Source organism: Kitasatospora sp. NPDC023176 (assembly GCF_055560495.1).
In genome coordinates, this window is record NZ_JBVHIP010000012.1 from 114,362 (window position 1) to 129,556 (window position 15,195).

The window sequence follows — 15,195 nt, forward strand, 5'->3', positions numbered from 1 at the left end:
GCAAACCGAGTGGCGGGCGGGTACCCCGTCTCGCCTACGCTTGGCGTCGTGACCCCCGCAGACCTTTCCCAGGCAATCCAGGCCGCAGTGAGCTCCGCCGTCGAGGCGGGCGAGCTGTCCGTCGCCGTGCCCGAGCACGTGACGGTCGAGCGGCCCAAGAACCGGGACCACGGCGACTACGCGACGAACGTGGCCCTCCAGCTCGCCAAGGCGGCCGGCAAGCCGCCGCGAGCCATTGCCGAGGTCCTGGCCGGACGCCTGCGAGGGATCACCGGCGTCGCCAAGGTCGACATCGCCGGTCCGGGCTTCCTGAACATCACCCTGGACACCGCCACCGCCGGTGCGCTCGCCCGCACCATCGTCGAGGCGGGCGAGGCCTACGGCCGCAACGAGGCCCTCAAGGGCCTGAAGATCAACCTGGAGTTCGTCTCCGCCAACCCGACCGGCCCGATCCACATCGGCGGCGTCCGCTGGGCCGCCGTCGGCGACTCGCTGGCGCGCGTGCTGCGGGCCTCCGGCGCCGACGTCACCACCGAGTACTACCTCAACGACGCCGGTGTGCAGATCACCAAGTTCGCCGCCTCCCTGCAGGCCGCCGCGAACGGCCGCGAGGTGCCCGAGGGCGGCTACGTCGGCGAGTACATCGTCGACATCGCCAAGACCCTCACCGACGCGATCCCGGGCGTGCTCGACCTGCCCGAGGCCGAGCAGCTGGAGGTCTTCCGCACCGAGGGCCTCAAGCTCATGGTGGCCGAGATCAAGCGCTCGATGGACGAGTTCGGCACCCACTTCGACGTGTGGTTCTCGGAGAAGACGCTGCACGACTCCGGCGCCGTCGAGAAGGCCATCGACCGGCTGCGCGAGCAGGGCCACGTCTTCGACCAGGACGGCGCGGTCTTCCTGCGCACCACCGACTTCGGCGACGACAAGGACCGCGTCCTGGTCAAGGCCGACGGCGACAAGACCTACTTCGCCGCCGACGCCGCGTACTACCTGTCCAAGCGGGACCGCGGCGCCGAGGTCGCGCTCTACATGCTGGGCGCCGACCACCACGGCTACGTCAACCGCCTCAAGGCCATCGCGGCCTGCGCGGGCGACGACATGAACCGCAACATCGAGGTGAAGATCGGCCAGTTCGTGAAGATGCTTCGCGACGGCGAAGAGGTCCGCATGTCCAAGCGGGCCGGCAACATCATCACGATCGACGACGTGGTCGAGTGGATCGGCGTCGACGCCGCCCGCTACACCCTGGCGCGTTCCTCCACGGACTCGACGATCACGCTGGACATCAACATCCTGACCAGCCAGACCAACGAGAACCGGGTCTACTACGTCCAGTACGCCCACTCGCGGATGTGCGCGGTGCAGCGCAACGCCGACGAGCACGGCATCACGCGCGGTGCGGCCGAGGACTTCAAGCCGGAGCTGCTGGCCACCGACTGGGAGTCCGACCTGCTCGGCCACCTCGGCGAGTTCCCGCGCGTGCTGGCCGCGGCCGGCGAGCTGCGCGAGCCGCACCGGGTCGCCGTGTACCTGGAGGAGCTGGCGGCCAAGTACCACCGCTTCTACGACAACTGCCGCATCCTGCCCCGGGGCGACGAGGAGGTCACGGACCTCACGCGCGCCCGCCTCTGGCTGGCCGACGCGACGCGCACGGTCGTCGCCAACGGCCTCACGCTCCTGGGCGTGACGGCGCCCGAGCGGATGTAAGCACCACCCCCAAGCGCACAGCGGGGGCGGCTGACGGTCAACGGGGACCGTCGCCGCCCCTCGCCATAGGTCTCGAAGGACTTGTCGACATGAGTCGCTCCGCACACCCCGCAGGCCCCCGCCACGGCGACGTCCTGCCCGAGGGCCACTACCAGGCCCCGCCGGCCGACCTGAACGCGCTCGACCCCAAGGTCTGGTCACGGACCGTCGCCCGTGACGCCGAGGGCGTGGCCACCGTCGGCGGGATCGACGTCAAGCGGCTGGCGGCCGAGTTCGGCACCCCGGCCTACGTGCTGGACGAGGAGGACTTCCGCGCCCGGGCCCGCGCCTGGCGGGACGCCTTCGGCACCGACGCGGACGTCTACTACGCCGGGAAGGCGTTCCTCTCCAAGGCGATCGTGCGCTGGCTGCACGAGGAGGGCCTCAACCTCGACGTGTGCAGCGTCGGCGAGCTGGCGGTGGCGCTGGCCGCCGGGATGCCGCCGGAGCGGATCGCGCTGCACGGCAACAACAAGTCGGTGGACGAACTCGAGCACGCGGTGAAGACCGGGATCGGGCACATCGTGGTCGACTCCTACGCGGAGATCGAGCGCCTGGCCGCGATCGCCGCCCGCCAGGGCGTGCGCCAGCGGGTGCTGATCCGGATCACCGTCGGCGTCGAGGCGCACACCCACGAGTTCATCGCGACCGCCCACGAGGACCAGAAGTTCGGCCTGTCGCTGACCGGGGGAGCGGCCGCCGAGGCGGTGCGCCGGGTGCTCGGCCACGACAGCCTGGAGCTGCGCGGCATCCACTCGCACATCGGCTCGCAGATCTTCGACATGGCGGGCTTCGAGGTCGCCGCCCGCCGGGTGGTCGGCCTGCTGGCCGGGATCCGCGACGAGCACGGCGTCGAACTGCCCGAGATCGACCTCGGCGGCGGCCTGGGCATCGCGTACACCAGCGAGGACGACCCGCGCGAGCCGGCCGAGATCGCCGCCGCGCTGGCCGAGATCGTCCGCCGGGAGTGCGCCGCCGCGGGCCTGAGCACCCCCCGGCTGAGCGTGGAGCCGGGCCGGGCGATCGTCGGCCCGACCGCGTTCACCCTGTACGAGGTCGGCACGGTGAAGCCGCTGGAGGGCCTGCGCACCTACGTCAGCGTGGACGGCGGGATGTCCGACAACATCCGCACCGCGCTGTACGACGCCGAGTACTCGGTGGCCCTGGTGTCGCGCACCAGTGACGCCGAGCCGATGCTGGTCCGGGTGGTCGGCAAGCACTGCGAGTCCGGTGACATCGTCGTCCGGGACGCCTTCCTGCCGGCCGACCTGGCCCCGGGCGACCTGATCGCGGTGCCCGCCACCGGCGCCTACTGCCGCTCGATGGCGAGCAACTACAACCACGCCCTCAAGCCCCCCGTGCTCGCCGTCAAGGACGGTGCGGCCCGGGTGATCGTCCGGCGCGAGACGGAGGAAGATCTCCTGCGCCTGGATATCGGATGACGAAATTCTCGTCTCAGATCATGGAACGACCGTAGATCCGTGCGGAAAGTCCCCGAGACTGGTACGGACCGAAGTTCCCGGCGGCCCCCGAATAACCGCCGGAAATACCGAAGACGAAGAATGCAGAGCGGAGTCGGATGATGCGTACGCGCCCGCTGAAGGTGGCGTTGCTGGGTTGTGGTGTGGTGGGCTCCGAGGTGGCGCGCATCATGACGACGACGGCCGACGACCTCGCCGCTCGCATCGGTGCCCCGGTCGAGCTCGCCGGGATCGCGGTCCGCCGGGCCGGCCGGGTGCGTCCCGGAGTGCCCGAGCACCTGATCACCACGGACGCCGAGGCCCTGGTGGGCCGGGGCGACATCGACGTGGTGGTCGAGGTGGTGGGCGGGATCGAGCCCTCCAAATCGCTGATCCTGTCCGCCTTCCGGCAGGGCGCCTCGGTGGTCAGCGCCAACAAGGCGCTGCTCGCCCAGGACGGCACCGAACTGCACGCGGCCGCCGCCGCGGCCGGGGTCGACCTGTACTACGAGGCCGCGGTGGCGGGCGCGATCCCGCTGCTGCGCCCGCTGCGCGAGTCCCTCGCCGGGGACAAGGTCAACCGGGTGCTGGGCATCGTCAACGGCACCACCAACTTCATCCTCGACAAGATGGACACCACCGGCGCCGGCTACTCGGAGGCGCTGGAGGAGGCCACCGCGCTCGGTTACGCCGAGGCCGACCCGACGGCCGACGTCGAGGGCTTCGACGCCGCCGCCAAGGCCGCGATCCTGGCCGGGATCGCCTTCCACACCAAGGTCACCGCGGCGGACGTCTACCGCGAGGGCATCACCGAGGTGACCGCCGCCGACATCGCCTCCGCCAAGGAGATGGGCGCCGTGGTCAAGCTGCTCGCGATCTGCGAGCGCGCCGCCGACGGCGAGTCCGTCACCGCGCGCGTCCACCCGGCGATGATCCCGCTCTCGCACCCGCTGGCGTCCGTCCGCGAGGCGTACAACGCGGTGTTCGTCGAGGCCGAGGCGGCCGGCCGGCTGATGTTCTACGGCCCCGGCGCGGGCGGCTCGCCGACCGCCTCCGCGGTGCTCGGCGACCTGGTCGCGGTCTGCCGCAACAAGCTGGCCGGGTCCACCGGTCCCGGTGACTCCGTGTACACGCGGCTGCCCGCCAAGCCGATGGACGAGGTGGTCACCCGCTACCACGTCAGCCTGGACGTGGACGACCGGGCGGGCGTGCTCGCCCAGGTCGCGTCCGTCTTCGCCGAGCACGGCGTCTCCATCGACACCGTGCGCCAGCAGGGCCGCGACGGCGACGCCTCGCTCGTCGTGGTCACCCACCGTGCCACCGACGCCGCGCTGTCGGCGACGGTCGACAAGCTCCGCGCGCTGGACAGCGTGCGGGACGTGGCCAGCATCATGCGGGTCGAAGGGGAATAAGGAACCAGCCATGAACGCCGTTGCCGAGAACGTCGTCCGAGGCGCGCACACCCACCAGTGGCGCGGCCTGATCGAGGAGTACCGGGACCGCCTGCCGGTCACCGCGGCCACCCCGGTGGTCACCCTGCTGGAGGGCGGCACGCCCCTGGTACCCGCCCAGGTGCTCTCCGAGCGCACCGGCTGCGAGGTCTACCTCAAGGTCGAGGGCGCCAACCCGACCGGCTCCTTCAAGGACCGCGGGATGACGATGGCCATCTCCAAGGCCAAGGAGGAGGGCGCGCAGGCCGTCATCTGCGCGTCCACCGGCAACACCTCGGCCTCCGCTGCCGCGTACGCGGTGCGGGCCGGGATGGTCTCCGCGGTGCTCGTCCCGCAGGGCAAGATCGCCCTGGGCAAGATGGGCCAGGCGCTGGTGCACGGCGCCCGGATCCTGCAGGTCGACGGCAACTTCGACGACTGTCTGACGCTGGCCCGCGAACTGTCCGAGAAGTACCCGGTGGCGCTGGTCAACTCGGTGAACCCGGTGCGGATCGAGGGCCAGAAGACGGCGGCCTTCGAGATCGTCGACATGCTCGGCGACGCCCCGGACATCCACGTCCTGCCGGTCGGCAACGCGGGCAACATCACCGCCTACTGGAAGGGCTACCGGGAGTACGCCACCGACGGGATGGCCGCGGGCACCCCGCGGATGTGGGGCTTCCAGGCGGCCGGCTCGGCCCCGATCGTGGACGGCGCGCCCGTCCTCAAGCCGCAGACCATCGCCACCGCGATCCGGATCGGCAACCCGGCCTCCTGGGACTTCGCGCTCGCCGCGCGGGACGAGTCCGGCGGCCTCATCGACAAGGTGACGGATCGTCAGATCCTGTCCGCCTACCGGCTGTTGGCCTCGCAGGAGGGCGTCTTCGTGGAGCCCGCCTCGGCCGCCTCGGTGGCCGGCCTGCTGGCCAAGGCGGAGGCCGGCCTGGTCGACCCGGGCCAGCGGATCGTCTGCACGGTGACCGGCAACGGACTCAAGGACCCGGACTGGGCGGTGGCCGGCGCGCCGCAGCCGCAGATCGTCCCGGTCGACCCGGCGGCCGCGGCCCAGCGGCTCGGACTGCTCGACTGACGACGGGGTCTGACACTTCGACGGGCCGCCCCTTTCGGGGGTCGGCCCGTCAAAGTTCTCCGGTGACACTTTGGTGTCAATTCCGCTTCGCATTCCGATCCGATTCCACCCCCCTCCCTGACCGGGAGGGGTGCGCATTCCGGCCAGAACCGGCAACACACCAGATCGAAGGCCCACGGGGTGTACCACTGGGGAACCTCTCTTCGATACTCTGGGTTCGGCCGTGTGGCACATGCCCCGGGCCCGTCCTACGTACGGGCCGCGCCGACGACTGTGACCGCCACACCCGAGTGGTCCGCGGCCCTTCCCCCACCCTCGCACCGACGACGCGCTCCGCGCCGCCCGATTTCTCCAGGAGAGTCCACCGCATGGCCGGTCCCGCGTTCCGTGCCGCCGCCGTCCGGGTCAGGGTTCCCGCGACCAGCGCCAACCTCGGCCCGGGCTTCGACGCCTTCGGGCTCGCGCTGAGTCTCTACGACGACGTGGTCGTCCGGGTCTCCGACTCCGGTCTTGCCGTCGACATCGCCGGTGAGGGCGCCGAGACGCTGCCCCGGGACGAGCGCCACCTGCTGGTCCGCTCGATGCGGGCCGCCTTCGACCGGCTCGGCGGCCAGCCGCGCGGCCTCGAAGTGGTCTGCGCCAACCGGATACCGCACGGCCGCGGCCTGGGATCCTCCTCGGCCGCCATCTGCGCCGGCATCGTGGCGGCCCGGGCCGTCACCATCGGCGGCCCGTCCGCGCTGGACGACGACGCGCTGCTGGCCCTCGCCTCCGAGCTGGAGGGCCACCCGGACAACGTCGCGGCCTGCCTGCGCGGCAACTTCACCATCGCCTGGACCGACGAGGAGGCGGCCAGGGCGGTCGCCCTGGAGCCCTCCGAGCAGGTCGTCCCGGTCGTGTTCGTCCCGGCCGGCGAGGTGCTCACCGAGACCGCCCGCGGCCTGCTGCCGAAGACCGTCCCGCTGGCCGACGCCGCCGTCAACGCGGGCCGCTCCGCGCTGATGGTGGAGGCGTTGACCCGGCGGCCCGAACTGCTCCTCGCCGCCACCGAGGACCGGCTGCACCAGGACTACCGCGCCTCCGCCATGCCGGACAGCGCCGCGCTGGTCGGCGTGCTGCGCGCGGAGGGTGTCCCCGCGGTCATCTCCGGCGCCGGTCCGACCGTGCTGGCGCTCACCGACGAGGCGGGCGTCGACAAGGTGCTCTCCTTTGCCGGACACCACGGCCACGGCGGCGACCCGGCGTTCGCCGCGCACCGGCTCGGCGTCGACCGCACCGGGGCCACCGTGCTCCCGCTGGACGTCTGAACTGCCCGCTGAGCAGGCAGGACGGCCCGGCGCCGAGCCGGGCCGTCCGGACACGATTGGCAAGCCCGAGGTCGGGGAATGTCTGAGGGGGTCGGTAGTGTTAACCTCATTGCTGCACCAGGTGCCCTCCGGGGCTCGGTGCGCCGCGTCCCGATCCCAGCGTTCCACTGCCGTGGAACCGCCACGATGTCCGGGGCGACGATTCTCCGGGAGCCCACCGCAGCGCGTACGCAGCCTGCCTGCGCGACATGCGGCCGCATCCCGAAGCCGTGACGGCACCTGACTCCCACCCGCGGCCTCCCACCTCGAGGCACAGGACGGGCGGAGCGCGGGCCACCGTCACGCGACGGGGGCCCGGGATTCGCAGGCAGCGTGGGGGCAACGCCCTCTGGGGAGGCCGACACACGGCCCGCCCACGCGCCACCTCAGCACCACCGTGCTTCACGCACCGCACCTCGCAGCCCTCCCTCGACAGGCTCCCGCCGTTCGAGGGATCACCGCCTCGGACCGACGCAGTCGAGCGTTGGTCAGGACAGCACAACCGGTCGCCGAGCCAGACAGGCCGACGTCCGCTCCAGGGAAGGACCCTTAGTGAGCGACTCCACCGATCTGATGGGCGCGCGCCCGGACGCCGAAGCGTCGGACGCAGCCGCCGCCCCCGCTGCCCCGGCCCGCCGCCGCCGCAGTGCCGCCGCCGGCCTGGACGGCATGGTCCTCGCCGAGCTGCAGAAGCTCGCCGCGGACCTGGGCATCACCGGTACCGGACGCATGCGCAAGAGCCAGCTGATCGAGACCATCAAGGAGAAGAGCGGCGGAGACCCGCTGCTCGCCGCCGGTGGCGCTCCGGCCGCCAAGCGCACCGCCGCCAAGGCGGACGCCGAGGCCCCGGCCGAGAAGCCGGCCCGCCGCACCAAGGCCGCCGCCGCTGCCGCGGCCCCGGCCGCCGAGCCGCAGGCCCAGATCGAGATCCCGGTCCAGGCCGCCGCCGAGACCGCCGCGCCGGCCCGTACCGAGCGCACCCGCCGCCGCGCCACCTCGGCCGCCGGCGCCCCCACCGCCCCGGCCGGGGCCGCTGCCACCGAGGCCCCCGCCGAGGCCGCCACCGTCGCGGTGGCCGAGCCCAAGCAGGCCGAGCGCGCGGCCGAGACCCGTGGCTTCGAGGGCCGCGAGGAGGGTCGCGAGACCCGTCGTGACCGCCGTGACCGCCGCGACCGCCCGGAGCGCACCGACCGCTCCGACCGCCCGGAGCGCACCGACCGCCCGGAGCGCACCGAGCGTCAGGACGCCGGCGAGGCCCAGGCCGGGCAGGACGGCGACGGCCGCGAGTCGCGCCGCGACCGCCGCAACCGCCGCGAGCGGACCGACCGCCAGGGCGGCCAGCAGGGCCAGCAGCAGACCCAGGGCGAAGGCCAGCAGCGCCGCGAGAGCGGCCAGGGCCAGCAGGCCCAGCAGCCGCAGGCCCAGCAGGGCGGCTACGACGACGACGAGTTCGGCGACGGCCGTCGTGGCCGTCGGGGCCGCTACCGCGACCGTCGTGGCCGTCGCGGCCGCGAGGGCTTCGAGGCCGGTCCCGTCGAGACGCCGATCGGCGAGGACGACGTCCTGATCCCGGTCGCGGGCATCCTCGACATCCTCGACAACTACGCGTTCGTGCGCACCTCCGGCTACCTGCCGGGCCAGAACGACGTCTACGTCTCGCTCGCCCAGGTCCGCAAGAACGGCCTGCGCAAGGGCGACGCCATCACCGGTGCGGTGCGCCAGCCCCGCGACGGCGAGCGCCGCGAGAAGTTCAACGCCATGGTGCGGCTGGACTCCGTCAACGGCATGGACCCGGAGACCGGCCGCGGCCGCCCCGAGTTCAACAAGCTCACCCCGCTGTACCCGCAGGACCGGCTCCGCCTGGAGACCGACCCGGGCGTGCTGACCACCCGGATCATCGACCTGGTGTCGCCGATCGGCAAGGGCCAGCGCGGTCTGATCGTCGCGCCGCCGAAGACCGGCAAGACCATGGTGCTGCAGGCGGTCGCCAACGCGATCACCCACAACAACCCCGAGTGCCACCTGATGGTCGTTCTGGTCGACGAGCGTCCGGAAGAGGTCACCGACATGCAGCGGTCGGTGAAGGGCGAGGTCATCTCCTCCACCTTCGACCGCCCGGCCGAGGACCACACCACCGTCGCCGAGCTGGCCATCGAGCGCGCCAAGCGCCTGGTGGAGCTGGGCCACGACGTGGTCATCCTGCTGGACTCGATCACCCGCCTGGGCCGCGCCTACAACCTGGCGGCGCCGGCCTCCGGCCGCATCCTGTCCGGTGGTGTCGACTCGACCGCGCTCTACCCGCCGAAGAAGTTCTTCGGCGCCGCGCGCAACATCGAGAACGGCGGCTCGCTGACCATCCTGGCCACCGCGCTGGTCGAGACCGGCTCGCGCATGGACGAGGTGATCTTCGAGGAGTTCAAGGGCACCGGCAACATGGAGCTCAAGCTCGACCGGAAGCTCTCGGACAAGCGCATCTTCCCGGCCGTCGACGTGGACGCCTCCAGCACCCGCAAGGAGGAGATCCTGCTCGGCAGCGAGGAGTTGGCCATCGTCTGGAAGCTGCGCCGGGTGCTGCACGCGCTCGACTCGCAGCAGGCGATCGAGCTGCTCCTGGACAAGATGAAGCAGACCAAGAGCAACGCCGAGTTCCTGATGCAGATCGCCAAGACCACCCCCGGCTCCAACGACTGACCGTAGCCGGACGGTTGTCGAAGCACGGAACCCCGGACCGCGCGAGCGGTCCGGGGTTCCGTGCGTTCGTGGCCGCTTTGTTCCAGAGTTGGGACAGCTTGGGACTATTTGATCTTCTTGTCCGATTTACTCTGGACCGTATGGCCGAGCACAAGAGGATCCCGAGTCGCCGCCGCCGCGTCCTGCGGTGGTCCGCCTGCGCGTTCGCCGCGTTCGTCGTCGTCGGCGGCGGGGCGGGTGCGTACGCGTACCTGAAGCTCGACGGCAACATCAAGAGCGTCGACATCGACTCCCGCCTCGGTGACGCCCGGCCCCCGGCCGCCACCGACGGCTCCTTCAACATCCTGGTGCTGGGCTCCGACTCCCGGGTCGGCGAGAACGGCGACCTGGCCGGCGGGGACACCGGCGACTCCGCCCGCTCCGACACCGCGATGGTGGTGCACATCAGCCAGGACCACTCACGGGCCTCGATCGTCTCGATCCCGCGCGACACCCTGGTCGACCGCCCGCAGTGCACGGACAGCGGCGGCAAGGCCGTCCCGGCGGTCAAGCGCGCGATGTACAACAGCGCCTTCGAGTCCGGCGGCGCGGCCTGCGCGGTCAAGACCACCGAGCAGCTCACCGGGCTGCGGATGGACCACTACCTCCAGGTCGACTTCGCCGGCTTCGCCCGGGTCGTGGACGCGATAGGCGGGGCCACCGTGACCACCACGGTGGCCATCCACGACAAGGACAGCGGGCTCGACCTGGCGGCCGGGCAGCACCACCTCGACGGTCAGCAGGCGCTGGCCTTCGTGCGCACCCGGCACGGCGTCGGCGACGGCAGCGACCTCGGCCGGATCGAGCTGCAGAAGCAGATGGTCAAGTCGCTGCTCCAGCAGGCCGGCGGGATCGGGCTGTTCTCCGACCCGGTCAAGCTGTGGTCGATCGGCGACACCATGACCAGGAGCATCACCACCGACTCCGCGCTCGGCTCGGTGAACTCGCTGGTGGGGCTGGTGCAGGAACTCAAGGGGATCGGACCGGACCAGCTGACCATGGTGACCCTGCCGGTGGTGACCGCCCCCAGCGACCCCAACCGGGTGGTCGAGCAGCAGCCGCAGGCCGGGAGCGTCTGGGCGGCGCTCAGGGCCGACCAGCCGGTCCCGCAGACCGTCGTCTCGGCCCAGCCCGAGAACCCCGCCCAGGCGGCCCCCACGGCCTCCCCGACGGCTGTTCCGAAGGCCGCCCCGAAGTCCGCCGCGACGGCCACCGCGCGGCGCTGACGGGGCCCTGCGGGCGGCGCCAGCCCGCCGTCCGTCGGCGGCCCGTCGGCGGCCCGCCGTTCGTCCGTCGGCTGCCCGGAATATCCCGGAACGGGTCCCGGTTTGGGAAGATGCGGCCGGTCCTGGCAGACTGGTCCGTCGGTCCCGGTTCACGTGCGGCTCTCCCAGCCGCCGACCCGGTGCCCTCCCGAAAACTAGGAGAACCCCTTGAAGTCCAACGTTCACCCGGAGTACGTGGTCACCCGCGTGACCTGCACCTGCGGCGCCGAGTTCACCACCCGCTCGACCGAGACCAGTGGCGAGATCCGCGCCGAGGTCTGCTCGCAGTGCCACCCGTTCTACACCGGCAAGCAGAAGATCCTCGACACCGGTGGCCGCGTGGCCCGCTTCGAGGCCCGCTTCGGCAAGCAGCACAGCGCGAAGGCCTAGCGCTCCCTCGGCGCCGGTTCCCGGTGCCCCCGTACTCGATGTCGGGGGCGCCGCGAACCGGCGCCGTTCGCGTCCCAGCGCGCGTTCCGCAGCACCACCGTTCCGAAATCCCCACACGTTCCGAGCCCCCACGGGAAGAAGGCCACCCCATGTTCGAGGCAGTCGAAGAGCTCCTCGTCGAGCACGCCTCCCTCGAAACGAGGCTGGCCGACCCGTCCGTCCACGCGGACCAGAACAACGCCCGCAAGCTGGCCAAGCGCTACGCCGAGCTGACCCCGATCACCCGGGCCTACCGGCAGTGGCGGCAGGCCGGCGAGGACATCCAGGCCGCCCGCGAACTCGCCGCCGAGGAGCCGGAGTTCCTCTCCGAGGTGAAGGAGTCCGAGGCGCGCCGCGACGAGCTGACCGAGGAACTGCGGCTGCTGCTCGTCCCGCGCGACCCGAACGACGACAAGGACGTCATCCTGGAGATCAAGGCGGGCGAGGGCGGCGAGGAGTCCGCGCTGTTCGCCGGCGACCTGCTCCGGATGTACCTGCGCTTCGCCGAGCGGATCGGCTGGAAGACCGAGCTCATCGACGCCAACGAGTCCGACCTCGGCGGCTACAAGGACGTCTCGGTGGCCGTGAAGACCAAGGGCAACGCCGAACCCGGCCAGGGCGTCTGGGCCCGGCTGAAGTACGAGGGCGGCGTGCACCGCGTGCAGCGCGTCCCCGCCACCGAGTCGCAGGGCCGCATCCACACCTCCGCGGCGGGCGTGCTGGTCACCCCCGAGGCGGAGGAGGTCGAGGTCGAGATCCTCGCCAACGACCTGCGGATCGACGTCTACCGCTCCTCCGGCCCCGGCGGCCAGTCGGTCAACACCACCGACTCGGCGGTCCGGATCACCCACCTGCCGACCGGTATCGTGGCGTCCTGCCAGAACGAGAAGAGCCAGCTGCAGAACAAGGAGCAGGCGATGCGCATCCTGCGTTCGCGGCTGCTGGCCGCCGCGCAGGAGGAGGCCGAGCGGGAGGCCTCGGACGCGCGTCGCAGCCAGGTCCGTACGGTGGACCGCTCCGAGCGGATCCGGACGTACAACTACCCGGAGAACCGCATCTCGGACCACCGCACGGGGTTCAAGGCGTACAACCTGGACCAGGTCCTGGACGGCGAGCTGAACGCGGTGATCCAGTCCTGCGTCGACAAGGACGCGGCGGCCAAGCTCGCCGCGGCCCAAGAGAACTGAGACCGGCGCGCCCCAGCCCGACGCAAGCCCGAAGCCGGAGCGCAGAAACATGAGGTCGTACGGATGAACCTGCTGCTCGCCGAGGTGGCCCAGGCCACCCAGCGGTTGGCCGCGGCCGGCGTGCCGTCGCCGCGCTTCGACGCGGAGGAACTCGCCGCCTACGTCCACAACGTCAAGCGCAGCCAGCTGCACACGGTGAAGGACGCGGACTTCGACGCCCGCTACTGGGAGGCGGTCTCGCGCCGCGAGGCCCGCGAGCCGCTGCAGCACATCACCGGACGGGCGTTCTTCCGCTACCTCGAACTGGAGGTCGGCCCCGGGGTCTTCGTGCCCCGGCCGGAGACCGAGACGGTCGTCGAGTGGGCGATAGACGCGGTGCGCGACATGGACGTCGCCGAGCCGCTGGTGGTCGACCTGTGCTCCGGCTCGGGCGCCATCGCGCTCGCCCTGGCCCAGGAACTGCCGCGCTCCACCGTGCACGCCTTCGAACTCGACGAGGGCGCACTGGAGTACACCCGGCGCAACATCGAGGCCAGCCCGGACCGCGCCAGGGTCACCCTGCACGCCGGGGACGCCACCAAGGCCTTCGAGGACGACCGCTCCTGGGACGGCCGCTTCGACCTGGTGATCTCCAACCCGCCGTACATCCCGCTCACCGAGTGGGAGTACGTCGCGCCGGAGGCCCGCGACCACGACCCGCAGATGTCCCTGTTCTCCGGCGAGGACGGCCTGGACACCATCCGCGGCATCGAGCGGGTCGCCGCCCGGCTGCTGCGCCCGGGCGGCGCGGTGGTGATCGAGCACGCCGACCAGCAGGGCGGCCAGGTGCCGTGGATCTTCAACGAGGAACGCGGCTGGACGGACACCGCCGACCACCGCGACCTGAACAACCGGCCGCGCTTCACGACCGCCCGGAGGGTCGGGTCGTGAAGATCGAGCACAGCACGACCGCCCGGAGGGTCGGGTCGTGAACATCGAGCACAGTACGACCGCCCGGAGGGTCGGGTCGTGAAGGTCGAGCACAGCACGACCGCCCGAAGGGTCGGGTCGTGAAGATCGAGCACAGCACGACCGCCCGAAGGGTCGGGTCGTGAACATCGAGCACAGCACGACCGCCCGTAAAGCCGCGCCGTGAACGTCATGTGCCATTTCGGAAGGGGACCGCACCGATGAGCCGCCGCTACGACTGTGCCGACGCCGGGGACCGCGCCACCGGCCTGCGCGAGGCCGCCTCGGCCATCCGCCGCGGCGAACTCGTCGTGCTGCCCACCGACACCCTCTACGGGGTCGGCGCGGATGCCTTCTCCCCGGAGGCCGTCGGTGACCTGCTGGCCGCCAAGGGCCGTGGCCGCACCATGCCCTCGCCCGTCCTGGTCGGCTCGCCGACCACCCTGCACGGCCTGGTCACCGACTTCTCCGAGCAGGCCTGGGAGCTGGTCGACGCCTTCTGGCCGGGCGGTCTCACCCTGGTCGCCAAGCACCAGCCCTCGCTGCGCTGGGACCTCGGAGAGACCCGTGGCACCGTCGCGGTCCGGATGCCGCTGCACCCGGTCGCCATCGAGCTGCTGAACGCCACCGGCCCGCTGGCCGTCTCCAGCGCCAACAAGACCGGTGGTCCGTCCCCGGCGACCTGCGACGAGGCGCAGGCCCAGCTCGGCGACGCGATCTCGGTCTACCTGGACGGCGGGAACGCCGACCACGCCACCGCCTCGTCCATCGTCGACGTCACCGGCAAGGTCCCGGTCCTGCTGCGGGCCGGCGCGATCAGCATCGAGCAGCTGAGGGAGGTCGTCCCCGACCTGGAGGCCGGAAGTTGACACCCATCGCCTCGCTCCATGACGGGCCCGGCATAGCGCCGTACCTGGCCGTGGGCCCCAGGCCGCTGGACCACTTCCGGATCCTGTTCGTCTGCACCGGGAACATCTGCCGCTCGCCGATAGCCGAGCGGCTCACCCGGCGTGAGCTGGACACCCGGCTCAGCCCCCGGGTGGCCGGGCGGATCCTGGTGGAGAGCGCCGGCACCTGGGGCCACGTGGGCGCGCCGATGGAGGACCACGCCGTGACCGTGCTCGACGAGTACGGCGCCGACAGCGGCGGCTTCACCGGCCGGGAGCTGCTGGACGAGCACGTGGTCGAGGCCGACCTGGTGCTCACCGCGACCCTGGACCACCGCGCCCAGGTGATCTCGATGGGCCACGAGGCGGGCCTGCGCACCTTCACGCTGAAGGAGTTCACCCGGCTGGTGCGGACGATCGACCCGGGCACCCTGCCCGACCCGCGCCGCGGCGCCGACGTCACCGAGCGCGCCCGCGCGCTGGTCCGGGCCGCCGCCGCGCTGCGCGGCTGGCTGCTGGCCGCCACCCCGGAGTCCGACGAGGTGGACGACCCGTACGGGGCGCCTATCGGCATGTTCCGCAACTGCGGCGAGGAGATATTCCACGCGGTCGACCCGGTGGTGACGGCGCTCACCGGCGTCCCGGCGCCGCGCTAGGCCCGAACGGCCCCGCGT

Annotated in this window: 12 protein-coding genes; all 12 read left to right on the forward strand. The window is 71.9% G+C overall.

The genetic code is table 11. The annotated features are described in order from the left end of the window. Window positions 1-48 precede the first annotated feature (48 nt). The 12 genes from argS to ACZ3YL_RS19005 all read left to right on the forward strand — a co-directional run bounded on the left by argS (window position 49) and on the right by ACZ3YL_RS19005 (window position 15,177). The gene (argS, locus tag ACZ3YL_RS18950; RefSeq protein WP_188307936.1) at window positions 49-1,710 is read left to right on the forward strand and encodes an arginine--tRNA ligase; all 1,662 of its coding nucleotides are present in this window, start codon (window positions 49-51) and stop codon (window positions 1,708-1,710) included. An 89-nt stretch (window positions 1,711-1,799) separates the two neighbouring features. Next, on the forward strand, window positions 1,800-3,191 hold the full coding sequence (gene lysA / locus ACZ3YL_RS18955) for a diaminopimelate decarboxylase (protein WP_188307935.1): 1,392 nt from the start codon (window positions 1,800-1,802) through the stop codon (window positions 3,189-3,191). Window positions 3,192-3,328: 137 nt separating this feature from the next. Further along, complete coding sequence (locus ACZ3YL_RS18960) at window positions 3,329-4,621, forward strand: homoserine dehydrogenase (protein ID WP_188307934.1); 1,293 nt, start codon at window positions 3,329-3,331, stop codon at window positions 4,619-4,621. Between the two features lie 10 nt (window positions 4,622-4,631). Continuing rightward, complete coding sequence (gene thrC, locus ACZ3YL_RS18965; RefSeq protein WP_465658588.1) at window positions 4,632-5,729, forward strand: threonine synthase; 1,098 nt, start codon at window positions 4,632-4,634, stop codon at window positions 5,727-5,729. 368 nt (window positions 5,730-6,097) lie between these two features. Beyond that, entirely contained in the window at window positions 6,098-7,036 is a 939-nt protein-coding gene (thrB, locus tag ACZ3YL_RS18970) for a homoserine kinase (RefSeq protein ID WP_188307932.1), read from the forward strand. Between the two features lie 591 nt (window positions 7,037-7,627). Then, entirely contained in the window at window positions 7,628-9,766 is a 2,139-nt protein-coding gene (gene rho / locus ACZ3YL_RS18975) for a transcription termination factor Rho (RefSeq protein WP_465658590.1), read from the forward strand. A 140-nt stretch (window positions 9,767-9,906) separates the two neighbouring features. After that, entirely contained in the window at window positions 9,907-11,031 is a 1,125-nt protein-coding gene (locus tag ACZ3YL_RS18980) for an LCP family protein (protein ID WP_465658592.1), read from the forward strand. Between the two features lie 207 nt (window positions 11,032-11,238). Further along, window positions 11,239-11,460 carry a 50S ribosomal protein L31 gene (gene rpmE, locus ACZ3YL_RS18985; protein WP_030235761.1) on the forward strand — a complete coding sequence of 74 codons (222 nt, stop codon included), beginning with the start codon at window positions 11,239-11,241 and terminating at the stop codon, window positions 11,458-11,460. 149 nt (window positions 11,461-11,609) lie between these two features. Beyond that, window positions 11,610-12,686, forward strand: a complete 1,077-nt coding sequence (prfA, locus tag ACZ3YL_RS18990; protein WP_188302983.1) for a peptide chain release factor 1 — start codon at window positions 11,610-11,612, stop codon at window positions 12,684-12,686. 63 nt (window positions 12,687-12,749) lie between these two features. Then, complete coding sequence (prmC, locus tag ACZ3YL_RS18995; RefSeq protein ID WP_188302982.1) at window positions 12,750-13,616, forward strand: peptide chain release factor N(5)-glutamine methyltransferase; 867 nt, start codon at window positions 12,750-12,752, stop codon at window positions 13,614-13,616. Window positions 13,617-13,855: 239 nt separating this feature from the next. Next, the gene (locus ACZ3YL_RS19000) at window positions 13,856-14,503 is read left to right on the forward strand and encodes an L-threonylcarbamoyladenylate synthase (RefSeq protein ID WP_188302981.1); all 648 of its coding nucleotides are present in this window, start codon (window positions 13,856-13,858) and stop codon (window positions 14,501-14,503) included. Continuing rightward, on the forward strand, window positions 14,500-15,177 hold the full coding sequence (locus ACZ3YL_RS19005) for an arsenate reductase/protein-tyrosine-phosphatase family protein (RefSeq protein ID WP_411292880.1): 678 nt from the start codon (window positions 14,500-14,502) through the stop codon (window positions 15,175-15,177). The genes ACZ3YL_RS19000 and ACZ3YL_RS19005 overlap by 4 nt, the downstream gene beginning before the upstream one ends. Window positions 15,178-15,195 lie beyond the last annotated feature (18 nt).